Source organism: Devosia sp. XGJD_8, assembly GCF_046614475.1.
Lineage (GTDB): Bacteria > Pseudomonadota > Alphaproteobacteria > Rhizobiales > Devosiaceae > Devosia.
In genome coordinates, this window is sequence record NZ_JBKJHF010000001.1 from 2,562,947 (window position 1) to 2,587,394 (window position 24,448).

General features: G+C 64.8%; 21 protein-coding genes. 11 read left to right on the forward strand and 10 right to left on the reverse strand.

Going from position 1 to position 24,448, the window contains the following annotated elements; genetic code table 11:
• Positions 1-5: 5 nt before the first annotated feature.
• The 4 genes from ACLI1C_RS12295 to ACLI1C_RS12310 form a co-directional block, all read right to left on the reverse strand.
• A complete protein-coding gene (locus tag ACLI1C_RS12295) occupies positions 6-1,274 on the reverse strand; it encodes an MFS transporter (protein WP_411397197.1) in 1,269 nt (422 codons plus the stop codon).
• A gap of 106 nt (positions 1,275-1,380) precedes the next feature.
• Complete coding sequence (locus tag ACLI1C_RS12300; RefSeq protein WP_411397199.1) at positions 1,381-2,181, reverse strand: RNA methyltransferase; 801 nt, start codon at positions 2,179-2,181, stop codon at positions 1,381-1,383.
• A gap of 57 nt (positions 2,182-2,238) precedes the next feature.
• Positions 2,239-2,859 (reverse strand): GNAT family N-acetyltransferase, encoded by a 621-nt coding sequence (locus ACLI1C_RS12305; protein WP_411397201.1) that lies wholly within the window; start codon positions 2,857-2,859, stop codon positions 2,239-2,241.
• A 113-nt stretch (positions 2,860-2,972) separates the two neighbouring features.
• Positions 2,973-3,554, reverse strand: coding sequence for a GNAT family N-acetyltransferase (locus ACLI1C_RS12310; RefSeq protein WP_411397203.1), 582 nt, complete (start codon positions 3,552-3,554; stop codon positions 2,973-2,975).
• A gap of 130 nt (positions 3,555-3,684) precedes the next feature.
• On the opposite strand from ACLI1C_RS12310, the gene ACLI1C_RS12315 reads away from it, so the two are divergent.
• The 4 genes from ACLI1C_RS12315 (at position 3,685) to ACLI1C_RS12330 (ending at position 6,715) form a co-directional block, all read left to right on the forward strand.
• Positions 3,685-4,128, forward strand: coding sequence for a GFA family protein (locus tag ACLI1C_RS12315; protein ID WP_411397205.1), 444 nt, complete (start codon positions 3,685-3,687; stop codon positions 4,126-4,128).
• Positions 4,125-4,460: a TfoX/Sxy family protein gene (locus ACLI1C_RS12320; protein WP_411397206.1), complete on the forward strand. Its 336-nt coding sequence runs from the start codon at positions 4,125-4,127 to the stop codon at positions 4,458-4,460. Before ACLI1C_RS12315 ends, ACLI1C_RS12320 begins: the two co-directional genes overlap by 4 nt.
• A 121-nt stretch (positions 4,461-4,581) precedes the next feature.
• The gene (locus tag ACLI1C_RS12325) at positions 4,582-5,793 is read left to right on the forward strand and encodes an NADP-dependent isocitrate dehydrogenase (protein ID WP_411397208.1); all 1,212 of its coding nucleotides are present in this window, start codon (positions 4,582-4,584) and stop codon (positions 5,791-5,793) included.
• Positions 5,794-5,980: 187 nt separating this feature from the next.
• Entirely contained in the window at positions 5,981-6,715 is a 735-nt protein-coding gene (locus tag ACLI1C_RS12330; protein WP_411397210.1) for a GIN domain-containing protein, read from the forward strand.
• A gap of 57 nt (positions 6,716-6,772) precedes the next feature.
• On the opposite strand, the gene ACLI1C_RS12335 is transcribed toward ACLI1C_RS12330, so the two are convergent.
• The gene (locus tag ACLI1C_RS12335; protein WP_411397211.1) at positions 6,773-8,467 is read right to left on the reverse strand and encodes a vWA domain-containing protein; all 1,695 of its coding nucleotides are present in this window, start codon (positions 8,465-8,467) and stop codon (positions 6,773-6,775) included.
• Positions 8,468-8,672: 205 nt separating this feature from the next.
• Between ACLI1C_RS12335 and ACLI1C_RS12340 the strand changes: the two genes are divergently transcribed.
• On the forward strand, positions 8,673-10,988 hold the full coding sequence (locus ACLI1C_RS12340; protein WP_411397212.1) for a putative bifunctional diguanylate cyclase/phosphodiesterase: 2,316 nt from the start codon (positions 8,673-8,675) through the stop codon (positions 10,986-10,988).
• A 13-nt stretch (positions 10,989-11,001) separates the two neighbouring features.
• Here the strand turns inward: ACLI1C_RS12340 and ACLI1C_RS12345 are convergent, their stop codons facing one another.
• Positions 11,002-11,976 (reverse strand): FecR domain-containing protein, encoded by a 975-nt coding sequence (locus ACLI1C_RS12345; protein WP_411397214.1) that lies wholly within the window; start codon positions 11,974-11,976, stop codon positions 11,002-11,004.
• Between the two features lie 245 nt (positions 11,977-12,221).
• Between ACLI1C_RS12345 and ACLI1C_RS12350 the strand changes: the two genes are divergently transcribed.
• Together ACLI1C_RS12350 and ACLI1C_RS12355 are read left to right on the forward strand one after the other, a co-directional pair.
• Positions 12,222-13,154 (forward strand): DMT family transporter, encoded by a 933-nt coding sequence (locus ACLI1C_RS12350; RefSeq protein WP_411397215.1) that lies wholly within the window; start codon positions 12,222-12,224, stop codon positions 13,152-13,154.
• 83 nt (positions 13,155-13,237) lie between these two features.
• Entirely contained in the window at positions 13,238-14,122 is an 885-nt protein-coding gene (locus ACLI1C_RS12355; RefSeq protein ID WP_411397217.1) for a DMT family transporter, read from the forward strand.
• 57 nt (positions 14,123-14,179) lie between these two features.
• Here ACLI1C_RS12355 and alaS read toward each other — a convergent pair whose 3' ends face one another.
• Both alaS and recA read right to left on the reverse strand, forming a co-directional pair.
• Entirely contained in the window at positions 14,180-16,828 is a 2,649-nt protein-coding gene (gene alaS / locus ACLI1C_RS12360; protein WP_411398319.1) for an alanine--tRNA ligase, read from the reverse strand.
• Between the two features lie 177 nt (positions 16,829-17,005).
• Entirely contained in the window at positions 17,006-18,082 is a 1,077-nt protein-coding gene (recA, locus tag ACLI1C_RS12365; protein ID WP_411397219.1) for a recombinase RecA, read from the reverse strand.
• 277 nt (positions 18,083-18,359) lie between these two features.
• On the opposite strand from recA, the gene araD1 reads away from it, so the two are divergent.
• Genes araD1 through ACLI1C_RS12385 form a run of 4 tightly spaced genes read left to right on the forward strand, consistent with a single transcriptional unit; the run spans position 18,360 to position 21,337 of the window.
• On the forward strand, positions 18,360-19,355 hold the full coding sequence (araD1, locus tag ACLI1C_RS12370; RefSeq protein WP_411397220.1) for an AraD1 family protein: 996 nt from the start codon (positions 18,360-18,362) through the stop codon (positions 19,353-19,355).
• A gap of 56 nt (positions 19,356-19,411) precedes the next feature.
• Complete coding sequence (locus ACLI1C_RS12375) at positions 19,412-20,431, forward strand: aldo/keto reductase (protein ID WP_411397222.1); 1,020 nt, start codon at positions 19,412-19,414, stop codon at positions 20,429-20,431.
• A 59-nt stretch (positions 20,432-20,490) separates the two neighbouring features.
• Positions 20,491-20,841, forward strand: coding sequence for an ArsR/SmtB family transcription factor (locus ACLI1C_RS12380; protein ID WP_411397224.1), 351 nt, complete (start codon positions 20,491-20,493; stop codon positions 20,839-20,841).
• A gap of 10 nt (positions 20,842-20,851) precedes the next feature.
• Positions 20,852-21,337: an SRPBCC domain-containing protein gene (locus ACLI1C_RS12385; protein WP_411397225.1), complete on the forward strand. Its 486-nt coding sequence runs from the start codon at positions 20,852-20,854 to the stop codon at positions 21,335-21,337.
• Positions 21,338-21,462: 125 nt separating this feature from the next.
• Here ACLI1C_RS12385 and ACLI1C_RS12390 read toward each other — a convergent pair whose 3' ends face one another.
• Entirely contained in the window at positions 21,463-21,858 is a 396-nt protein-coding gene (locus tag ACLI1C_RS12390; RefSeq protein WP_411397226.1) for a DUF2237 family protein, read from the reverse strand.
• On the reverse strand, positions 21,855-24,428 hold the full coding sequence (gene cckA, locus ACLI1C_RS12395) for a cell cycle histidine kinase CckA (protein WP_411397227.1): 2,574 nt from the start codon (positions 24,426-24,428) through the stop codon (positions 21,855-21,857). Before cckA ends, ACLI1C_RS12390 begins: the two co-directional genes overlap by 4 nt.
• Between the last annotated feature and the right edge of the window lie 20 nt (positions 24,429-24,448).

Below are 24,448 nucleotides of genomic sequence, written 5' to 3' on the forward strand. Positions count from 1 at the left end.
TTTCGTCAAGCAGCCTCTGGATCGCTCGATCCGTCGGCCACCATCTTCTTGTCCAGCGTGCGCTGATTGCGCAGGCCGGGGAAGATGATGCTCCAGGTGACGGCGACCACGATGGCCCCCACCCCGCCAATGGCCACGGCCGCCACCGGGCCGATGAAATGGGCCACCGTGCCGGCGCGGAACTCGCCCAGCTCGTTGGAGGCGCCGATGAACACCGAATTGACCGCATTGACCCGCCCGCGCACCTCTTCGGGCGTCCAGAGCTGCATGATGGTCTCGCGGATGGTGACGCTGACCATGTCGGAGGCGCCTACCAGCGCCAGGGCGGGAATGGAAATCCACACCGTGGTCGAAAGGCCGAAAATCACCGTGAAGGCGCCGAACAGGCCCACGAAGAGGAACAGGATCTTGCCGGCATGGTCGCGGATGGGAAAGCGCGTCAGCCACAGCGCCATGACGATGGCCCCGATGCCCGGCGCCGCGCGCAGCAGGCCCAGCTCCTGCGGGCCGGCATGCAGGATATCCTTGGTATAGACCGGCAGCAGGGCCACCGCCCCGCCCATCAGCACCGCGAACATGTCCAGCGAAATGGCGCCCAGCACCACCTTGTTGGAAAAGATGTAGCGGAAGCCGCCGAAAATGGTTTCGAGACTGGTCGCCTGATGCGACTCGCGCCGCGCCGGCCGGGGAATCAGCAGCACGCAGACCGCCGCGATCAGCAGCAGCACCGCGGCGGTGCCGAAGGCGACGATGGGGGCTATTCCATAGAGCAGGCCGCCGGCCGCCGGGCCCATGATGGCGGCAAACTGCCAGGCCGAGGCATTGACCGTGATGGCATTGGAGAGTGCCTCGGGCGGCACCAGATTGGGCGCCAGCGACTGCGCCGCCGGCCCCCAGAAGGCGCGGGCAGTGCCCAGCACGACGAGAATGCCGAAGATCGGCCAGACCTCATGCGCCTGGGCATTGACGAAGGCGAGGAAGCCCAGCGCACAGAGGAATTCGACCCCCAGGCACACCGCCATGATGCCGCGGCGGTTGAAGCGGTCGGCGGTGAGCCCGGTCAGCAGGATCAGGATCAGCGCCGGCAGGAAGAGGCTGAGGCCCACCAGACCAAGCAGGAACACATTGCCGGTGACGTCATAGATCTGCCAGGCAATGGACACCGACATGATCTGCACCGCAAAGCTTACCAGCAGCGTGGTGAGCCAGAAAAAGCGGAAACCCTTATAGGTGAAGGCGACGCGGGACTTGTCGGCGGGGGCTGCGGTGCTCATGCAACCGGAGTGCCACGCGGACCCGGCGCCGTCAAAGCCGGAATAGGGCGAAAGCGTTCACCGCTGACACTTTCTTAGCTCCCCCCGAAGGGAGCGGTGAAGGTGCCTACTCTTCCTTCTGTGGCTTCTGCCGGTTGGGGTTGGGGCGCTGGTGGCGGCGGTCGATGGAGGAGATGACGCCGCGCAGGGTGCGGATTTCCTGGCTGGTGAACTTGCCGCGCTCCAGCATGGTGCGCAGGTTGTTGATCACGGTCGGCCGCTTGTCGGGCGCGGTGAAGAAGCCCGAGCCGTCCAGGGTGGCTTCGAGATGCCCGAACAAGCCGATCAGCTCCTCGCGCGGGGCGACTTCCGCCATGGCGTCCGAAAAAGGCAGTTGCGTGCCCAACTCGCTGTGGCGGCGCCATTCATAGGCCATGAGCAGCACGGCCTGGGCGATGTTGAGCGAGGCGAAGGCCGGCTCGACCGGCAGGGTGACGATGGTATCGGCCAGCGCCACTTCCTCGTTGAGCAGGCCCCACTTCTCGCGGCCGAACAGCAGGCCAACGCCCTTGCCCAAGGCCACCTGCGCCGCCATGCGGCTGGCAGCTTCGTCGGGCCCGATCACTTCCTTCTGCAGGTCGCGCGAGCGGGCGGTGGTCGCCAGCACAAGGGTCAGATCGGCAATGGCGGCTTCGAGCGTATCGAAGACGCGGACCTGGTTGATCACATGATCGGCGCGCGAGGCGGCGGCCACCGCCTTCTCATTGGGCCAGCCATCGCGCGGCCGCACCAGGCGCAGGTCCCACAGGCCGAAATTGGCCATGGCGCGCGCCGCCGTGCCGATATTCTCGCCCAGCTGCGGTTCGCACAGGATCACGGCCGGCGCGGGCCGCAGCTCGATTTTGATGGATGTGTCGGTTCCGGCCATAAGCGCCCAATCCAGGAAGATCAGGCGCTCATAACCGGTTTTGGCAGGTCAGGGCAATCAGGCGACGCGATGTTGCGCCGGCGCGTCGACCCGATGACGCGGGGGCAGGTCCTTGACCTTGCTCGACCGCTGCCATTCGCGATCGAGAATGGCGAAATGCAGTTCCTCGTCCCACTCGCCCTGGAAAAGGGCATGTTCGCGATAATGGGCCTCAAGCCGCATGCCGAGCTGCTGCATGAGCTTGATGGAATGGTGGTTGCGGCCATCGCAACGGGCAAACAGCCTGTGGATGCGGAAATGATCGAAGGCCAGGTCGAACAGCGCGCCAAGCGCCTCGCGGGTATAGCCCTGTCCGGCAAAGGACGGATTGATGCAGAAGCGGACCTCGCCCTGCCCGGCCGTGGCGTCGGACCAGTGCAGCGACACATGGCCGATCAGCGCATGATCGCCCTTGCGGCACATGGCCAGCGTCAGGGTGTCTCCGGGGCGCTGCAGGCTCACATGGCCGCGCATGATATTGAGGGCACCAGCAACCTCTGCCTTGTCGCGCGTGCGGCTGAAAACGTAGCGCTGCATGGAGGGAAGCACGTGATAGGCGCTCAGCCCTTCCACGTCGCTGCGCTCGAAGGTGCGCAGGTTCAGCCTGTCCGTCGCAATCGGCAAAGATAATGATGACATCGCTCTGGTGCTCCCCGCTGGCGTAACTGCCAACTCCACAACGTCACCCCTTGGAGGGAAGTTCCTGTCATCGTTTGGAAAATTCTACCCCTGGAGCACCCGCGAACTGCCCATTATTTGGGCTTTTGCTCAGCCCGCAGGGCCTGCCATTCCTGCCACAGAATGGCGTAGATAAACTCCTCGTCCCAGCGGCTTTTGAAGATGGCATGCTCGCGAAAATGCGCCTCCCGCCGCATGCCAAGCCGCTCCATGAGCCGCCAGGATGCGTCGTTGCGCACATCACAGCGGGCCGAGACGCGGTGGATATCGCCCGGTCCAAAGGCCAGGTCGAGCATGGCATTGGCCGCCTCCGTGGCGTAGCCCTGCCCCTGATAATCCGGATCGAAAATCCAACCCGCTTCGGCCTGCCGGGCATCGACGCTGCGCCAGATCAGCGAGACTTCGCCGATCAGCGCGCCGTTGCGGGCCAGCTCCACCGCCAGAATGATCTTGTCGCCCTCTTTCTCGAACGCCACCTGGTTGATGCGCTGCTGCACGGCAAGCGCACACTCCTCGCGGCTCAGCTCGACGTCGAATAGGTATCGCGCCACATCCTCGCGGCGGCGATAGGCGAAAACCGCGTCGACATCGCCCCGCGTGAACGGGCGCAGGACCAGCCTTTCGGTGCGCAACGGATAGTCCGGATAAAGCGGCATGCCTCCCCCTGCTTGCGGCGGGCACTCTTGCCAGTTGAGGCGTGAAAGGCAAGGGCCGGCCCCCGGCCGTCCGGGCCCACGGCTGATCCGCCCACTTGTCGCCGGTGCCTCGCCATGCCAGCCTTGCGGCATGGCCAGTTCAGACCACCCGGACATCGATCTCACCACGCATTGCGATTGCGGCGCCGTCATGCTCGCCGCAAAGGGCCGCGTGGTGTCGATGTTTCAATGCGCCTGCGAAAACTGCCAGCGCGTTTCCGGCAGCGGGCATTCCAGCGTGGCGCTGCTGCCGGCCGGCGCGGTCTCGGTGACCGGCGAAACGAAAAGCTATGCACGGCCAGCCGATTCGGGGGCGATCTTCACCCGTCACTTCTGCCCCGGTTGCGGCACGACGCTGCTGGCGCAAAGCTCGCGGGCCGCGGAACTGCGCATCCTGCCGGTGGGCCTCTTTGCCGGCCACAATGACTGGTTCTCGCCCAATCAGCTGATCTTTGCCCGCAGCCAGCAGCAGTGGGACCTGATTGCCGACCACCTCCCCCGCCACGACGCCTATCGGGATGCCAGCAGAAAATGAGCCTGGCTTCGGAAGAACTGTCCGACCGCATCCGCGCGCTGCTGGCGCCCCTGCCCGGCATTGGCGAGCAGAAGATGTTCGGCGGCCGCTGCTTCATGCTGCATGGCAATATGCTGGTCTGCCCGATGAAGGATGGCGGCCTGCTCGTCCGGGTCGGCAAGGACGGCTATGAAGCCGGCCTCGAGCGCCCCGGCGCGCGGCCGATGACCATGGGCGCCCGCACCATGACCGGCTTCGTGGAAGTCACCGGCGACGTGCTGGAGGACGAGGAGACGCTGCTCGACTGGATCGCGCTGGCCCGCTGCTTCGTCGAGACCCTTCCCGCCAAGTGACCTGCTGCTCCCGGCAAGGCCCCATGCCGAGCCGGACTTTGCGCTTTTGCCTGCCGATGCTATAGGGGCAGCCGAAGCTGGCCGAGTGGGCCAATATGCGGATTTCAGGGAGATATTTCCGATGAGCAAGATCAAAGTCGCCAACCCGGTCGTCGATCTCGACGGCGACGAGATGACCCGGATCATCTGGCAGGCGATCAAGGACAAGCTCATCCACCCCTATCTCGACCTGCCCATCGAATATTACGACCTCAGCGTCGAAAGCCGCGACGCCACCAATGACCAGATCACGGTCGACGCCGCCCATGCCATCCAGAAGCATGGCGTCGGCATCAAATGCGCCACCATCACGCCCGATGAGCAGCGCGTCGAGGAATTCAAGCTCAAGAAGATGTGGAAGTCGCCCAACGGCACGATCCGCAACATCCTGGGCGGCGTGATCTTCCGCGAGCCGATCATCTGCAAGAACGTGCCGCGCCTGGTGCCCGGCTGGACCCAGCCGATCATCGTCGGCCGCCATGCCTTTGGCGACCAGTACCGCGCCACCGACTTCCTGTTCCCCGGCAAGGGCACGCTGACCATCAAGTTCACCGGCGAAGACGGCAAGGTCATCGAGCACGAAGTCTACCAGGCGCCCGGCGCCGGCGTGGCGATGGCCATGTACAACCTCGACGATTCCATCCGCGACTTTGCCTATTCGAGTCTCAACTACGCGCTGGCCCGCGGCGTGCCCTGCTACCTCTCCACCAAGAACACCATCCTCAAGGCCTATGACGGCCGCTTCAAGGATATCTTCCAGGAGATCTACGACGCCGAGTTCAAGGAACAGTTCGAAGCCAAGAAGATCTGGTACGAGCACCGCCTGATCGACGACATGGTCGCCTCGGCCCTCAAGTGGTCCGGCGGTTACGTCTGGGCCTGCAAGAACTACGACGGCGACGTGCAGTCCGACATCGTGGCGCAGGGCTTCGGCTCGCTGGGCCTGATGACCTCGGTCCTGGCCACGCCCGACGGCAAGATCGTCGAAGCCGAAGCCGCCCACGGCACGGTGACCCGTCACTACCGCCAGCACCAGCAGGGCAAGGAAACCTCGACCAATTCCACTGCCTCGATCTTCGCCTGGACCCGTGGCCTCGCCCACCGCGCCAAGCTCGACGACAACGAGGCGCTGGCCAAGTTCGCGCTGACGCTCGAAAAGGTCACCGTCGACACGATCGAAGAAGGCAAGATGACCAAGGATCTCAGCCTGCTCGTCGGCCCCGACCAGCCGTGGCTCTCCACCCTGGGCTTCCTCGATGCCATCGACCAGAACCTGCAGAAGGCCATGGCATAAGCCATTTCGCATCTGAATGAGAAGGCCGGGTCTAGCGACCCGGCCTTTTTGTTTTCCACCCCTAGGTATCATGCATGTAACTATCAACCCTTGCGGGGAGAAATTTGGCGGGGCGACGCCGCTTGAGCATGGCGGGGCGCCGCCCATATCCAGTGTTCCAAGGGACGAGTGACGGAGGGAACCGAACATGCGCCACACCACCGCGATCGCGCTGGCTGCCACAGCCGGGCTGCTGCTGAGCACCACCGCCTTTGCCCAGAGCAAGGATTTCGACCTCACCGGCTTTGACCGCGTCGACATTGCCACCGGCCTCGACGCCAGGGTCGCGCTGGGCCAGGACTTCAGCGTCAATGCGCAATCGCGCAGCCAGGACGCGCTCGACAATCTCAGGCTGACCGTCGAGGACGGCGTGCTGCGGGCCCGCTTCGAGCAGAGCTTTCTCGATTTCATCATCAGCGGGGGCCTAGTCGGCATGCTGCTCAACAGCGGCAATGCCGTCACCATCGATATCACCCTGCCCGCTTTGGCCGGGGCCAGCGCCAGTTCGGGCGCCGATGTCGAGCTGACCGGCATCACGGCGGGCGAGCTCGATCTCGATGCATCGAGCGGCGCCGACATTTCGGTGACCGACGCCGTGCTGGGCGCGGTGACCATCGCCTCCTCCAGCGGCGCGGATATCGAGCTGTCCGGCACGGCCGAGACGGTTGATGCCGATGCCTCGAGCGGGGCCGGCATCGACGCCGAGGACCTTGTCGCCGAGACGGTGACCGCTGCCGCATCGAGCGGAGCCAGCCTTTCGGTTCACGCCACGGCCAGCCTGCGCGCCGAAGCCTCGAGCGGCGGCGACATCGACGTATCGGGCAACCCGGCCAGCCGGGACGTGGACGAATCGAGCGGCGGCGACGTGCGTTTCGACGACTGACAAATGAAAAGGGCGCCCCAACGGGCGCCCTCGATCATTGTGTGACCGGCCGTTCGCCTATTTGGTCTTGGACTTGCCCTCGCCCTTTTCGACCGTCAGCTCCAGACGCTCGCCCGCCACCACCGTGAAGGCGGTTTCCGTCTCGCTGTCGTCGTCATAGCGGACGCGCACGAGATAGTCGCCGGCGGCCAGCGTCGTCTGGTGGTCCGCGTCATAGCCATAGCCGCGCTCGGTGCGGTTGCCCTGGATATCAGCTTTGGCATCGAAGAGCTTGAAGCTGTCTGCCCCCGGCATGGTGAGGGCGACCACGCCGGCACCGAGCACGCCTTCCACATCGATGCGCTGGCCGGCCTCGACGGTAAACGGCACCTCGACCATGGCCTCGTCCATGCTGATGCGGACGACATAGTCGCCAGGCGGCAGCTCGAACTCATTGCCCGGTCCATAGCCATAGCTGACCTCTTCGCGCGAGCCATCCAGTGCCTTTTGCGCCTTGGCGATATTGACGGCCATGCCGCCGTCTTCGACCGGCAGGCCCTCGACATAGCTCGCATTGATCACGGCGAGGCCCACGCCGAGCACGATGTCCTTCTCGATGGTCTCGCCGGCGGCAAGGGTGAAGGTCTCGACATGCTCGCCCTCGCCCAGACGTACGGTCAGCGTCTGTTCGCCGGCCGGCAGGCGGAAGGTGCTCTCGCCATAGCCGGTCGTGTCCGCGCCGCCGGGATAGGCGACATTGACGGAGGCCCCGTCATCCACCGGCTGGCCCTCGGACGGATAGGGCCGCACGATGAGCTTGCCGGCATTGAGCACGAAATGCGGCGCGATCACTTCGCCGGCGACCACGGTCACCGGCTGGTCGACGCTGGCGGCGCCCCATTCGGCCCGCATGATATAGTCGCCCGGCTCCATGTCGATCTGCGCGCCGGCATGGTATTCGGTGCGGATCCATTCGCCCGCTGCGCCATCGGCGCCCACGGTGTGGAAGCTCCAGACCAGGTCATTGCCCTCATCGGTCATGTCCGGGCCGCCCTCCGAAAGCGCGGCAGTCGGCGCCACGGTATAGTCGAGCGCTGCGGGCTCCGGCTCGGGGGCCGGCTCTGGTTCGGGCTCAGGCGCGGCCTGGGCGACTTCGGCAACGGTGGCCGTCAGGGCATCGACCAGCGCAGCGCCGTCATTGGCCGACAGATACTTGCCGCCGGTATTCTCGGCGAGGCACGCCACCTGCTGGCCCTCCTCGTCCGAGAGGCCGAAGCCCAGCACATGGGTGGTGAAGTCGATGCCCTGGGCCTCAAGGTCCGATGCCAACGCACACGGGTCGACCTCGCAGGTCTCCAGCCCATCGGTGATCAGGATCACCGTGGCCTTCTGTTCGGTGAAGGCGAGGTCCTCAGCGGCAAGCCGCACCGCGTCGGAAATTGGCGTCATGCCCTTGGGATTGATGCCATCGGCCGCAGCGGCAATGGCCGCGCCGGTGCCCGTGGCGGGCTGGACCAGCATTTCGATATCGGCGCAATTGCCCTTTTCGCGGTGACCATAGGTCATGAAGCCAAGCTCGAGTTCATCGGGCAGCGTCGCCAGCACCGAGCTTAGCGTTTCGCGTGCAATGGTGATGCGCGCCTTGCCCTCGATCTGCGCCCACATCGAACCGGACCCATCGAGCACGATGATGGCGCGCTCGGCCGCCACAGCCGGGAATGCCAGGCCCAGCGCCGCAATGGCGCCGAGCACAAGATTACGAATGATGCGCATGAATATTGCCCTCCAGCAAAGTCAGTCCAATTTATCGGGGACTGCACAACCGCGCGCAATTCAAATCATCATGCGGATGACACCTGCATGAATGCTCTATTCAGCCCATGTTGAGAATGATCCGCCCGAGCCGGTGCGGCCGCTCATCCGCTCTTTACCGAAGCAGCCTAATGCTGTCGGTTGAACACGGTTCGGAGGCTTCACGGTGAATCGCTGGTTTCGATTGGGACTCATCGCTGCGCTTCTGGCGGGCCTGATCGCGATGACCGCCGCCGGCGGCCTGGCATCGCAGGACAAGCTCCTGCAGGATATCCGCTTCAGCCTGGCTGGACTGGAGCCTTCCGGACGTACCGTTCTGGTCGAGATCGACAGCAAGAGCCTCGCCGAAATCGGGGTCTGGCCGTGGCCGCGGGCGCTCTATGCCCGGCTGCTGGATCGGCTTGTGGCAATGGACGCTGCCGAAATGGCCTTCGACATCGATTTTTCCAGCGCCAGCACGCCCGACCAGGACCAGCCTTTTGCCGACGCCCTTGCCCGGGCCGGAGGCTATGCATGGCTGGGCGCCTTTCAGCAGCAGACCCCTGAGGGCCCTGTCCTCGCCGAGCCACTGCCCGCCTTCCTGGAGCATGCCGGCGCAGCCAGCGTGAATATCCTGCTCGACGAGCTGGGGCTGGCGCGGCAGTTCCTGTCGGGACTGTCCAGCGACGGCAGCTTCATTCCCGCGCTGGCCCATGTGCTTTCGGGGCGTGTTGTGGAGCAGGTGGACCATGTCGGGATCGACTATGGCATAAACGCCAATGCCCTGGCGCGCTTCTCCTTCATCGACGTGATTGAAGGTCGGGTGGCTGCCGACGCCTTCCGCGACCGCAATGTCATTGTGGGCGCCACCGCCGTGGAATTGCGGGACTTCTTTCAGGTCCCGCGCTTCGGGACCATACCCGGTCCGATCGTCCAGGCACTGGCCGTCGAGACCCTGATCCTCGACCGCCCCCTGCGCGAGCTCGGCTTTCTGCCCTCGGCCCTTGTCCTGGGCATGTGCGCCTTGATGCTGGCCGCATTCGGGGGCCGGATCCCGATCTGGGGCATTGGCGGCCTCGTCCTGGCGACGATGCTGGCCTGGGAAGGCATCAGCCTCATCGCCTATCTGGGCAACGCGATGATGATCGACACCGCAGTGCTCCATGCGGGGCTGCCGGTGCTTTTTGCCGCAGCCCTCTCCAACGAAGTGGGCGACCAGATTCGTCAGCGGCGTGCGGCGCAACGGCGCCTTGCATACCTGGCAACGCATGACGAGACGACGGGGACGCTATCGCGCACCGGGCTAGTCGAGGCCCTGCCGCGTCTGGGCCCGGTCGGCACCATCATCCTGATCAAGCTCCGGCGCCTCGACCACGTCCGCGGCACGCTCGGCACCGACATTTCCGATGCGGTGCTCCGCAACACCGGCACGCGCCTGGCCGCCATGCCGCACACCCTGCTCGCCTATGTAGCGCAGGACGTCTTTGCCCTCTGCTTCGACACGGCGCTGGACGACACCGCAACCGCGGCAAAGTGCAACGACATTCGCCGTGCCATCTCGGGAACCCAGCGCGTGGCGGGGCATGGCATCACGATAGACATCGCAATGGCGCATGCCACCGGCGACAATGTCGAACGGTCCCTGCTGCGCAACGCCCGCATTGCGCTCCTGCATGGCGAAGCGGGCGGGCTGGAGCGCAACGGCTTCGACCCCGCCCAGAGCCAGGCCATCGATCGGCGGCGCCAGATCGACCTCGAGATGCGCGAAGCCATCGCTGCCAACCAGCTCAGCCTCGTCTATCAGCCGCAGATCGATCTGCGCAGTCGCACCATCATAGGGGCCGAGGCCCTGATGCGCTGGGATCACCCCCAGCACGGCGCCATTTCACCGGCAGACTTCATCCCCCTCGCCGAGGAGACCGGCTACATTGTCGAGCTGGGACGCTGGGCCCTGGTTGCCGCCTGCCGCGAATGCGCAAGCTGGCCCATGCCGGTCCGCGTCGCCGTCAACGTGTCGCCTGCCCAGCTGCGCCTCAGCGACATTCTGGGTGATGTCTCGCATGCGCTCGACGTATCCGGCCTGGCGCCCGATCGCCTGGATGTGGAAATCACCGAGGGCGCCCTGGTCGAACATCTCGACGACGCCCAGGCCCTGCTGAGCAGGCTCAAGCAGATCGGTGTGCAACTGTCGCTCGACGATTTCGGAACCGGCTATTCGGCGCTGAGCTATCTCAGCACCCTGCCCTTCGACAAGATCAAGATCGACCAGAGCTTCGTCCGGCGCCTGGGCCGGCAGCCCGCCGACGATGCGCTGCTGCATACTGTCGTCGAGCTCTGCACGCGACTGGGCAAGGTTGCCGTGGCCGAGGGGATCGAAACCGAGGAGCAGGCAAGCCAGCTCCTCGGCTGGGGCTGCAATTTCGGGCAGGGTTATCTGCTCGGAAGGCCGATAAGCCAGATGGAGCTGCGGGCAAGACTAGCCGGCCAGCAGGGTACTTCCTAGCGACACCCGGTCGCTATTGGCGCCCGGCAGCCGGCGGATTCTCGCTGTTTCCGGCGCCACCGCTCCCATTGCCATTGTTGTGAGCGGCACCGCCGCCATTCCCGCTGCCGCCATGGTTGCCGCTGTTGCCGGCCGGGGTATCTTCGCTCTTGCCACCGCCACCATTACCGTTATTGCTCGCGGCGCCCCCGCCATTGCCATTGCCATTGTTGCCGCTGCCGCCATTGCCGCTGACGCCGTTACCGTTGCCGTTGTTGCCGTCAGAACCCTTGCCGTTATTGCCCGCGCCACCAGTGCCATTGCTCTTGCTGGCAGCCGGCGTGTTCTCGCTGTTGCCCGCACCACCACGGCCATTACCGTTGTTGCTGGCATTGCCCGGCTCACCCGGCGCCGGATCGGAGACGAGCACGCCATCGAACGTCACCATCGGGGCCTTGGCGCCGCGGCCGGTCACCTGCAGGGCGACATCATCGGCCACCACTGCCGTCTGTCCGGGCGCGATATCGGTTGCCACCTCGTGCACGTAGTCCTGGACCTGTACCAGGCCGCGCGAGACTTCCACATTGGATTGCCTGTCATCGGAAACGACAGTGAACCGCGTTCCCTTGACGATGGCCGCCAGGTAAGGCGTCTGCACCGAGAAATGCTGGACGTTGCGCCGCTCCGCCTCGATCGTCACCTCGCCATAGGCCTGCATGACCGTCGTCATCTTCTCGCCGACCCGGTCGAAAATCCGTATCTCGGTTGCCCCGCTCAGCTCGATGCGCTCCACGCCGCGAACTAAGGTCACGCGGCTGCCATCGAGGGATTTGATCGGGCTGGAGTCATCGACAATGTCGCCGCGCGCGAGATCCCGCCACTGCCCATCGACCTGCACCATGGCCTGTCCACGCAGCCGGTCCACCATCCAGTCGTCGGCCGTGGCCATGGTCGCCAGGGCCAGCCATGCCACTACTGCTGCAGCCAGCGTTCTCGCTGATAAGTTCATTCGGAAACCTCCTGGTTTGGAGGCAAGTTAGCGGCGCAGGCGCTTGTTGCCGGGTTAACGTCCCGGGGCCGGGCGCAATTTGTGATCGCTGGCCTGCCCGAGTGGCTAACGTGGCCCTACCGGCGGGACGCCATTTTTCGCAATTCCACTGCGGGCGGTGGGCACCGTGCTATTTGTGTCGACCAAATCGCGGCGCCAACCTATGGTCGCGCCATTGCCCACAACTCGATTTCATTGGATTCGCCATGCCGGTCGGCGTGATTTATGCGGTTGTCGCCTACTCGGTCTATTCCTGTGGCGATGCCATCATCAAGGGCTTCGGGCAGGACCTATCCGTTTTCGAAATCGGCTTCTTCATTGCCGTCTTTGGCCTGATCCCGGCCGCCTTCGCCAAGCCGAAGGGTGAGCGCTGGCGCGACAGCTTCCGGCTCAAGCATCCCTTCCTCGTGCATCTGCGCTCGTTTACCGGCGTGGCCTCGGCGATCCTGGTGACCGTGTCCTTCACCACCATCCCCTTTGCCGAGACCTATTCGCTGGTCTTCATGATGCCGCTGTTCATCACCGTCATGTCGGTGCTGTTCCTCAAGGAAAAGGTCGATGCCATCCGCTGGGCCATGCTGGCGCTGGGTTTCCTCGGCGTCATGCTGGTGGTGCGGCCCGGCTTCCGGGAGCTGGAACTGGGGCACCTGACCGCCCTGCTCTGTGCCGTGTTCGGCGCCTCCACCACCACCATCCTCCGCGTCATCGCGCCGACCGAGAAGCGGGTGAGCCTGATCGTGCTGCCCGCGCTCTATGTCATCATCATCAATGCCGTGCTGATGGCGCCCAGCTTCATCATGCCGACTGCGCAGCAATTCGGCCTGCTGGCCGCCTCCGGCAGCATGGTGGGCATGGGGCATATCCTGCTGATCGCCGCCACGCGCAATGCCCCGGCCAGCCAGGTGGCGCCGATCCAGTATGTGCAGATCGTCTGGGCCATCGGCCTGGGCGCATTCTTCTACTTCGAATATCCCGATTTCGTCGCCTATATCGGCCTGGCCGTGGTGGTGCTGTCGGGGCTGGTCAATGTGTTCATCGACGGCGCCCGCACCCGCATTGCCGGGCGCTTCGCCGAATACCGCGCCCGCCGGCCCAGCTCGCCCACCGACATTACCGAAGTGCAGGGCCCGGAAATCTAGCTTCGTCATGGTCGACGCCGACAATCGGCGCTTGTATGGTAACGGCAGCTTTTCCGAGTCTTCCTCATATTTCAGGTCTTTCGATGCCGGTCGGCGTCTTTCTAGCCTTTCTGGCCTATGCCAGCTTTTCCATGGCCGACGCATTGATCAAGGGGATCGGCACCGGCATCTCGGTGTTCGAACTGGCCTTCTTCACCACCGCCTTTTCGGTGATCCCGCTGATCGTCACCAATCGCCACGAGCGCTGGGGCGAGATGTTTCAGCTGCGCCACAAATGGCTGCTGCAGCTGCGCTGCGTCACCGCCATCTGCGGCACGGCCTGCATCATGTATGCCTTTACCCACATTGCCTTTGCCGAGGTCTATGCCATCGCCTTCATGACACCGATTGTCGTGACGGCGCTGTCGGTCCTGTTGCTCAAGGAGCACGTCCGCAAACTGCGCTGGCTGCTGCTCTTCGTTGGGTTTCTCGGCGTGCTGCTGGTGGTGCGGCCAGGCATGCGCACGCTCGAGATGGGCCATCTGGCGGCCTTTGCCGCCATCTTCTTCGGCGCGACGACCACGGTCATCCTGCGCCACATCGCCCCGACCGAGCGCCGCGTGAGCATTGTGGGCGTGCTGGCGCTCTATTCGCTCGCCGTCAACTTCGTGCTGATGCTGCCTACCTTTGTCTGGCCCACCTGGGAGCAGCTGGGAATCTTCCTCATTATCGGCCTGTTCGGCGGCGTCGGCGGCCTGCTGATCATTCAGGCGACCAAGGTGACGCCGGCCAATCTGGTCGCGCCCGTGCAGTATAGCCAGCTCATCTGGGCCATCGTGCTCGGCGCGGCCTTTTATGGCGAGGTGCCGGACCTGCTGGCCATTGCCGGCCTGGTCATCGTGCTCGCAGCGGGCCTAGCCAATGTGCTGACGGAAAAGATGAAGATCGTCTGGAAGCCGCGGCTGTTCTTCTACCGCACCGGGCTGTAGCCAGCCTGCAAAACAAAAATCCCCGCCGAGGCGGGGATTTGCTGTTGTGGCGATCGCCTAGAGCGCGGCGCGGACCGCGGCGATGGCTTCGGCGGCCCTGGAGCCGTCCGGCCCGCCGCCCTGTGCCATGTCGGGGCGGCCGCCGCCGCCCTGCCCGCCCAAGGCAGCCGTGGCCAGCTTGATCAGCTCGCCCGCCGCATAGCGCGAAGTCAGGTCCTGCGTGACGCCGATGGCTACCGTGCCCTTGCCGTCATCGCCCTTGAGCACGACGGTGACCACACCCGAGCCGATGCGCTTCTTCTCGCTGTCGACCAGGCCCTTGACGTCCTTGGCGGCAATGCCCTCGACGGTGCGGCCCACATAGGTCACGCCGTTGACGGCCTCGTCGGCCGCCGCGGTGGCGCCGGCGCCGCTGCCCCCGCCCAGAGCCAGCTTCTTGCGGGCATCGGTGAGTTCGCGCTCGATCTTCTTGAGATTGTCCTGCAGCGCGCCGATGCGATCGAGCACTTCATGGCTGCCCGCGCGCAACAGGCCCGCCGCGGCATTGACGATGGCCACATTGGTATTGCCGCGATGCCGCGCCGACTTGCCGGTCAGTGCCTCGATGCGGCGCACACCGGCGCCGACGGCGCTTTCCGCCACGATGGAGACCAGGCCAATATCGCCGGTGCGGCGCACATGGGTGCCGCCGCACAGCTCCACCGACCAGCCCAGGCCATTGCCAGTGGGCTCGCCCATGGCCACGACGCGGACTTCGTCGCCATACTTTTCGCCGAACAGCGCGCGAGCGCCCGATTCCTTGGCTTCCTCGACGCCCATCAGCCGCGTTTCCACCGGGGTGTTCTGCAGGATGATGGCATTGGCAATGTCCTCGACCTCGGCCATTTCCTGGTCACTGACCGGCTTGGTGTGGACGAAATCGAAGCGCAGGCGATCGGGCGACACCATCGAGCCCTTCTGGGCGACATGGTCGCCCAGCACGATGCGCAGCGCCTCATGCAGCAGATGGGTCGCCGAATGGTTGGCGCGGATCGACGAGCGGCGCTCGTGATCGACGACAAGCGTCAGCGGCTGCCCGAGCTTGAGCGTGCCGGCGGTGACGCTCACCTTGTGGGCGAAGACGCCGTGATGCTTCTGCGTGTCGGTGACGGTGGCGGCGACGCCCTCGCCCTTGAGCGAGCCTGTATCGCCGACCTGGCCGCCGCTTTCGCCATAGAAGGGCGTCTGGTTGACGACGACGAAGCCTTCCTCGCCATCGGACAGAGCCGACACTTCCTTGCCGTCCTTGAGCAGGGCCTTGACCTCGCCCTCGGCCGTTTCCGTCTCGTAGCCGAGGAATTCGGTCGGGCCGAGCTTGTCGGCGAGGCCATACCACACCGTATCGGTGGCCGCTTCCCCCGAGCCGGACCAGCTCTTGCGGGCCTCGGCCTTCTGGGCGGCCATGGCGGCGTCGAAACCGGCCTGGTCGACCGTGATGCCGCGCAGGCGCAGGGCATCCTGGGTCAGGTCGAGCGGGAAGCCATAGGTGTCGTAGAGCTTGAAGGCGGCGGCGCCATTGAGTACCGCGCCTTCGCTCATCTCGCTGGTCTCGGCATCGAGGATCTGCAGGCCGCGGCCGAGCGTCTTGAGGAAGCGGCCCTCTTCGAGGCGAACAGTCTCGGCGATCATTGCTTCGCCGCGGCTGAGTTCGGGATAGGCCTGGCCCATCTCGCGCACCAGGGTGGGCACCAGCTTGTAGATGACCGGCTCGCTGCTGCCGAGCAGGGTGGCGTGGCGCATGGCGCGGCGCATGATGCGGCGCAGCACATAGCCGCGGCCCTCATTGGAGGGCAGCACGCCCTCGGCGATGAGGAAGCTCATGGAGCGCAGGTGATCGGCAATGACGCGCAGGCTCCGGTTGCCCTCGCCGTCGATATCGGCACCGGTGGCATTTGCCGTGGCGGCGATCAGTGAGCGGAACAGGTCGATATCGTAATTGTCATGCACGCCCTGCATCACCGCGGCGACGCGCTCGAGGCCCATGCCGGTATCGATCGAGGGCCGCGGCAAGCCGGTGCGGGAGCCGTCGCCATGCTGCTCATACTGCATGAAGACCAGGTTCCAGATCTCGATCCAGCGATCGCCATCTTCCTCGGGCGAGCCCGGCGGGCCACCCCAGACATGCTCGCCATGATCATAGAACACTTCCGAGCACGGGCCGCAGGGGCCGGTATCGCCCATCTGCCAGAAGTTCGACTTGGCGCCGAGCTTGACGATGCGGTCCTCGGAGAGACCGGCAATCTTCTTCCACAGGTCCAGCGCCTCGTCATCGTCCTCATAGACGGTGACCATCAGCTTGTCCTTGGGCAGGCCCCAGTCGCGGGTCAAAAGGTTCCAGGCCAGCTCGATGGCGTGGTCCTTGAAATAATCGCCGAACGAGAAATTGCCCAGCATCTCGAAGAAGGTGTGGTGGCGCGCGGTGAAGCCGACATTGTCGAGGTCGTTGTGCTTGCCGCCGGCGCGCACGCATTTCTGTGCCGTGGTGGCGCGCGAATAGGGGCGCTTTTCGACGCCGGTAAAGGTGTTCTTGAACTGCACCATGCCCGAATTGGTGAACATCAGCGTCGGATCGTTGCGCGGCACCAAAGGGCTCGACGGCACGGCCTCGTGACCATTGCGGGCAAAGTAGTCGACAAAGCTCGAACGGAGGTCGTTTACGCTGGTCATCAAAAGGCTTTCATTGCGGAGAATGGCGCGATGCGCCGCAGAGAAGGTCGGCTGGCTTTCTATCGTGCCGGTCGCGGCAATGTCCAGCATTGCTGCGGCACTGGCATCACGGCGCCCAAACAAAAAAGAGGCACCGCCTGCGCGATGCCTCCAGCAAACCCTGCATGGGTGGATAGCCTATTCGTCGTCGCCCGCGGCCTCGTCGTCGCCGCCGGCCACCAGCAGCACCTCACCGAGCAGGCCCGAGCTTTCGCGCACGCCTTGTTCGATCGTATTGGCGATCGCCGGATTGTCCTTGAGGAACTGGCGCGCATTCTCGCGGCCCTGCCCCAGACGCTGGCTGTCCCAGGAGAACCAGGCGCCCGATTTCTCGACAATGCCGGACTTGACGCCCAGATCGAGCAATTCGCCCGTCTTGGAAATGCCTTCGCCATACATGATGTCGAATTCGACCTGGCGGAAGGGCGGGGCCAGCTTGTTCTTGACCACCTTCACGCGGGTCTGGTTGCCCACGATCTCTTCGCGATCCTTGAGCGCGCCGATGCGGCGGATGTCGAGGCGAACCGAGGCGTAGAACTTGAGGGCATTGCCGCCCGTCGTCGTCTCGGGCGAGCCATACATCACGCCGATCTTCATGCGGATCTGGTTGATGAAGATGACCAGGCACTTGGACTTGGAGATCGACGAGGTCAGCTTGCGCATGGCCTGGCTCATCAGCCGCGCCTGCAGGCCCGGCAGGGCATCGCCCATCTCGCCTTCGAGTTCGGCCCGCGGCGTCAGCGCCGCCACCGAATCGACCACCAGCACGTCGATGGCACCGCTTCGCACCAGCGTGTCGGTGATTTCGAGCGCCTGCTCGCCGGCATCGGGCTGGGAGATCAGCAGGTCATCGACATTGACGCCCAGCTTGCGGGCATAGATCGGGTCCAGCGCATGCTCGGCGTCGACAAAGGCGCAGATGCCGCCGGCCCGCTGGGCCTCGGCGATGACATGCAGCGCCAGCGTGGTCTTGCCCGAGCTTTCCGGCCCGAAAATTTCAACGATACGGCCCTTGGGCAGGCCGCCAATGCCCAGCGCGATGTCGAGGCCGAGCGACCCGGTCGAGATCGATTCGACCTCGATCGAGGACGCCTCGCCCAGGCGCATGATCGAGCCCTTGCCGAAATTGCGCTCAATCTGGCTGAGCGCCGCGGCAAGTGCCTTGTCCTTATCCATCGATCCACCTTCAACAACACGTAGCGGCGCGTTAGCCATCAGTTCTCTCCTTATTCCACGCTCTTGGAGGCTGCGCAACGCGCCGACACCGCAGGTGGCCATGCCTTGAATGTGCGCTATTTGTTCTCATCTTGTTCCCGTCCTGTCAAGGGACAAAATGAGAACATCGGGATGGAGAAGCACAGAATCGCCGCCCCGACCTTGTGCCACGGCCGCGGGGGATTCGCGACCGCCTGACGATAAGTATGATTTTTGGCTTGCCTCTTCGCGCCTTGTTGCGCTTTATGCCGGACAATCGCCAGCGGAGTTGCCCAGCATGAACCTGATCCAGTTTTTCGATGCCAATGGCGAGCGCGCCGTCGGCGCCATCGAGGGCGGCACCGCCCGCCTGGTGAATGGCGCCACCAGCGTCTATGCCCTGGCCATGACGGCCCTATCCCGGCAGGGCGGCATCGGCGCACTGGTCGCCGAAATGGGCCTGGGCGAAACGCTGGACCGCGCCGCAATCCTGGCCGAAGGCCGCATGCTGGCCCCGGTCGATCATCCCGATCCGGCCCATCTCTATGTCACCGGCACGGGCCTCACCCATCTGGGCTCCGCTGCCACGCGCGACGCCATGCACACCGCCAATAGCGGCGCCGTCGAGACCGGCCTCACTGACACGATGAAGATGTTCCGCATGGGTCTCGAAGGCGGCAAGCCGGCCGACGGACGCAAGGGCGTGCAGCCGGAATGGTTCTACAAGGGCAATGGCTATTCGGTGGTCAACCCCGGCCACCCCATTCCCTCCCCCGGCTTCGCGCTCGACGCCGGCGAAGAGCCGGAAATCGCCGGCATCTATGTGATCGACCACAATGGCCAGCCGCGCCGACTGGGCTTTGCCCTCGCCAATGAATTTTCCGACCATGTGACCGAGCGGGTCAACTACCTCTATCTGGCCCATTCCAAGCTGCGCGCCTGCGCCTTCGGGCCCGAATTGCGCCTGGGCGACCTGCCGGCCCATATCGAGGGCATGTCGCGCATCCTGCGTGACGGAAAGGTGCTGTGGGAAAAGCCCTTCCTGTCGGGTGAGGACAATATGAGCCACACCATCGCCAATCTGGAATATCACCACTTCAAGTATGACCTGTTCCGCCACCCCGGCGACGTGCATGTGCATATGTTCGGCACCGCGACGCTGAGCTTTGCCGATGGCATCAAGACGCAGCCCGACGACATCTTCGAGATCGAGGAAGCCCAGTTCGGCGCGGCGCTGCGCAACCCGGTGCGCAACGAGGTCGAGCACCCCGTCATCGTCGGCAATCTCTATTGATCTTGAAGCCGGCCAACTAACATGTCAGTTATCCTTCCGCCTGCTGGAGGGATGACATGACTGCTCGCGCTTTCGAAAAACGCCGGGTCGGACGCACCGACCTGGAGGTGACCACGCTGGGCCTGGGCGGCGCCTCGCTGGCCGGCATCTTCTCCGCCGTCCCGGCCGATCAGGCCCGCGCCACCGTCAGCCACGCGCTGGACATGGGCATCACCTATGTCGATACCGCGCCGCAATATGGCCTGGGCCGCTCCGAACACCTGATGGGCGATGTGCTGCGCGAGCGGCGCGAGGGCGTCGTGCTGTCCAGCAAGGTCGGCCGCCTGCTCAAGCCGGTTTCGCCTGCCGAGCAGGACAAGGGCGCCTGGGTCGATCCCCTGCCCTTCAACCAGCTCTATGACTATTCCTATGATGCGGTCATGCGCTCATTCGAGGACAGCCTGCAGCGGCTGGGCCTCAACAGCATCGACATCGTCTATGTGCACGATATCGGCGTGGCCACCCACGGCGTGGAAGGCAACAAGCCGCTGTGGAACCAGCTGGCCACGGGCGGCTACAAGGCGTTGCGCGAGCTGCGCGACAGCGGCGTCATCAAGGCCATCGGCCTGGGCGTCAACGAATGGCAGGTGCTGATGGACGCCTTCGCGCTGGGCGATTGGGACGTCTTCCTGCTGGCCGGACGCTATACGCTGCTCGAGCAGACCTCGCTCGATCCATTCCTCAGCACCTGCGTGGCGCGTGGCGCCTCGGTGGTCATCGGCGGGCCGTTCAATTCGGGCATCCTGGTGGGCGGCGACAAGTTCAACTATGCCAAGGCCCCCGAGGACATCGTCGCCAAGGTCCGCGCCATCGACGCGGTGTGCCAGCAGTTCGGCGTTCCCCTGCCCGCCGCCGCGCTGCAGTTCCCACTGACCCATCCGGCCGTATGCAATGTGCTTCCCGGCCCGCGCTCGCCAGCCGAGCTCGACGGCATTCTCGCGTGGTGGGACGTCAAGGTGCCTGTCGAACTGTGGACCACCCTGGCCGCCAAAGGCCTCCTGGCGCCCGGCACGCCCATACCCGGCAGCACGGCTTGACGGCAGCGCGGGGCGGAGGCAACATAACTCAACGGTTCTAGAACCTCAGAGTTATTGCCATGCCCAGCACTGCTGCCCTCGACGCCACCTTCCAGGCCCTTGCCGATCCGACGCGAAGGGCGATCCTGGCGCGGCTGGCGCAGGGCGAGGCGTCGGTCATGGAGCTGGCCGAGCCTTTTGCCATGAGCCAGCCGGCCATATCCAAGCATCTCAAGGTGCTGGAAAAAGCCGGGCTGATCTCGCGCGGTCGCGACGCCCAGCGCCGCCCCTGCAAGCTCGAGGCCAGGCCGCTGGCCGAGGCGACAGGCTGGCTGGTCGACTATCGCAAATTCTGGGCGGCACAGTTCGACCGGCTCGACGACCTGCTCGGCGAGCTCAAGGCCATCGAAGCCGCCTCGGGCAAGACCTAGGAGCAGCGCCATGCAGTTCGGCAAGCCACTGACCGTCACCACGCCCAGCGATACCGAGATCGTCATCCAGCGCGGCTTCGCGGCCCTGCCCCACCTCGTCTATGCCTGCTACACGCAGCCCGCCTTGATCCGGCGCTGGCTGACCGGCCCCGATGGCTGGACCATGCCGGTCTGCAGCTACGAGGCCCGGCCCGGTGGGACCTATCGCTTCGAATGGCACGGGCCCAACAATGACTTTCTGGCCGTGAGCGGCACGATCGACGCGATCGATGCGCCCAGCCTGATCGATGCGCAGGAAGTGTTCGATGGCGAGGTCATGGGACCGCCCTATCGCAGCCAGGTCGCCTTTGCGCAGCAGGACCAGTCAACGCTGGCAACCACCCGCCTGACCTATGTCTCCCGGGCCCATCGCGACATGGTCGCGGCGACCGGCATGGCCGAAGGCATGGAAATGAGCTTCAGCAAGCTCGATGCGGTGCTGGGGGAACTGGACTGAGCGTCGCCTCTCTGGAGAGGAGAGGTCGACCCTCTTGGGGGCCTTCCCCACGCTCCGATCTTGTCAAAGGCCCCCTCACCCGGCGCTGCGCGCCGACCTCTCCGCCAAAGGGAGAGGTGAGAACTTCAGTTCAAATCCAGCGCATAGGCCTTCAGCACGCCCAGCGGAATCATCCCCAGCACGGCCTGGTTGGTGGAACGCAGGAAGACGCGCGGCGCCATGCCGGCCTGATGCGCCTGCGACCAGCGCTGGGCAACGAGGCACCAGCGATTGCCGGCCACCAGCCCCGGAAAGGCGAATTGCGGCATCGGCGTCGTCAGGTCATTGCCCGCCGATCTGGAGTAGTCGAGGAAGCTGTCGCTCGCCTCGATGCAGACCAGGTGAAAGGCCGCGCCGTCCGGCCCGGCGGCGCAATAGCCGGTGCGAAAGAACCCGGTAAGCGGATCGCTGGAACAGGGGCTGAGCGGCTCGCCCAGCACGTTGAGCTCGGCTGGCCCCTCGAACCGTCCGTGGACGTTCAATGGACCTCGTCCTTGCCCAGCATCTGCAGCACTTCCTTGACCTTGGAATTGATCTGGTCGAGCGAATAGGGCTTGGGCAGGAATTCGACGCTCTGGTCGTCCTCGATGTCGCGGCGCACGCTTTCCTCGGCATAGCCCGAGACAAAGATGACCTTGAGATTGGGCATCTGCTCGCGCACATGCTTGAGCAGGGTCGGCCCGTCCATTTCTGGCATTGCCACGTCGGAAATCATCAGGTCGATCTTGAAGTCCTGATCTTCCAATACTTCGAGCGCCTCTTCGCCGCCATCGGCCTCGAACACCTCATAGCCCGTGGCACGCAGCGCCTGGGCTGAGAAGGCGCGCACGCTCTCTTCGTCATCAACCAGCAGAATGCGCTCGTGCCCGGTGAGATCGCGGACGGGCGCAGCGGCTACGGCACCCTTGGCGGCCTGTTCGTTGGCGCTCGCGACGTGGCGCGGCAGGAAGATCTTGAAGGTCGTACCGACCCCCACGACCGACACCGGATAGATATAGCCCTCGGTCTGCTTGACGATGCCATAGACCGTCGAGAGACCCAGGCCCGTGCCCTTGCCCAGCTCCTTGGTGGTGAAGAAGGGTTCGAATATCTTGGCCAGCACCTCCTGGCTCATGCCCGTGCCGGTATCCTGCACGTCGATCAGCACATAATCGGCCGGCACCATGCCCTCGAAGTTCAGCCGCTCGGCTTCGGAGCGCTCGACATTGCTGGTGCGGATGGTGATGGCGCCGCCATTGGGCATGGCATCGCGCGCATTGACCACTAGGTTGATGATGACCTGTTCGAGCTGCACCACATCGGCGCGCACCGGCCAGATATTGCGGCCATGCTCGACGCTCAGCGTGTTCTTCTCGCCGATCATGCGCTTGAGGAGCACGGTGAGGTCATCGACGATCAGCGGCAGTTCCAGCGTCTGCGGCCGCAATGTCTGGCGGCGCGAAAAGGCCAGCAACTGCCGGGTGAGGCCCGCGGCGCGGTTGGCATTCTGCTTGATCTGCATCAGCTCGCTGAAGGATGGGTCGCCCGGCTTGTGCTTGAGCAGCAGCAGGTCGGAAAAGCCGATAATGGCGGTCAGCAGATTGTTGAAATCATGCGCCACGCCGCCGGCAAGCTGGCCGACGGCCTGCATCTTCTGGCTCTGGGCAAACTGGGCTTCCAGCTTGCGCTGGTCGGTCATGTCCAGCGCATAGACATTGACCTGCTCGGGGGAGCCGGCGCTCATTTCCGACGCCGAAAGATAGAGGCGCACGGCGTGGTCGCCCTCGGCGCTGAGCAGGGCATCGACCGGCTCGACCTCGGAGCGATGCGCCGCGGCATCGGCGATGGCGCGGGCAAACTTGTCGCGGCTGCCCTCCCCGATCAGTTCGCTCAACGGCTGCAGCTCGAGGCTCTTTTCCTCGCCCGACCATTTGAAGATGCGCCCGAAGGGGGCATTGGTGCGGATGATCCGCCCTTCCCCGTCCAGCGTGGCAATGGCGAATGGCGTGTCGTTGAAAAAGCGCGAGAACCGCACTTCGGCGGCGCGCAGCTCTTCCTCGGTATCAGGCGCATTGGACTTGTCGAGCACCAGGGTGCGCGTCTCGCCCAGTTCGCCATCGGCCAGCCGCGCCGCCCGATGCAGCAGGCGCACCGGAAAGCTCGTGCCATTGCGGCGGACGAGGTCGATATCGATGATCTCGGTGCGGATCTCGCCATCGCCGCGGCCGCGCATCAAGAGGCTCGCGCCGTCGCCGCGCACCAGGTCGGAAAGGCTCAGATGCCCGGCATTGAACTCGGCCAGGTCATAGCCCAGCCAGTCGGTCAGCGTGGAGTTGAGATACTGGATGCTGCCATGCGCATCGGCCGAGAAGAAGCCGGCCGGCGAATGGTCGAGATAGTCGATGGCGCGCTGCAGGTCGCGGAAGGCGCTCTCATTGTTGTCGCGGTCGCGGGTAATGTCTTCAACTGACCAGATGACCAGAGGCTTGCTGGTCTCGTCCGATTCCGGCAGCGGCCGCACGGCGACGCGATACCAGTAGGGCTTGGCCGTATCGGTTACCGACCCGCCCAGCCCGCCGATGATGCGGATATCCTCGACCGCCGAGCGCCCGTCCTTGGCGGCGCGCGACAGCCGGTAGATGGCCTCGGCGGCATCGGACTGCCCGGCAAACAGCCGCGGCACGCCTACCGGCACGCCATTGGTCACCGCGCCGGTGAAGCTGCCATAATGGGCGTTGACGTAGGAAATCTTGCCGTCGCGATCCGCCACCACCGCGCCGAAGGGCAGGCTGTCGACCACGGCATTGGAAATGGTGCGGCGCTCTTCGCCATTGGCAAAGCGGAACAGCCCGGCTGCCAGCCCGAAGAGGCAGAACACCCCCACCACCGCCAGGATGCCGACAAAGGTCATGATCGCGTCGGGTGGAATGCGCTCGCCGAACAGCGAGAACACCACGGCAATGCCGATCAGCGCCAGCCCCAGCACCAGCACGCGCCACAGCCCGGCACTGCCCCGCCCCCCGGCCACCAGGGGATCGGGGTAATTGTCCTCGCCAAGCGGCCGTGCTGCCATGGGTCCAGAATGCTCCGCAA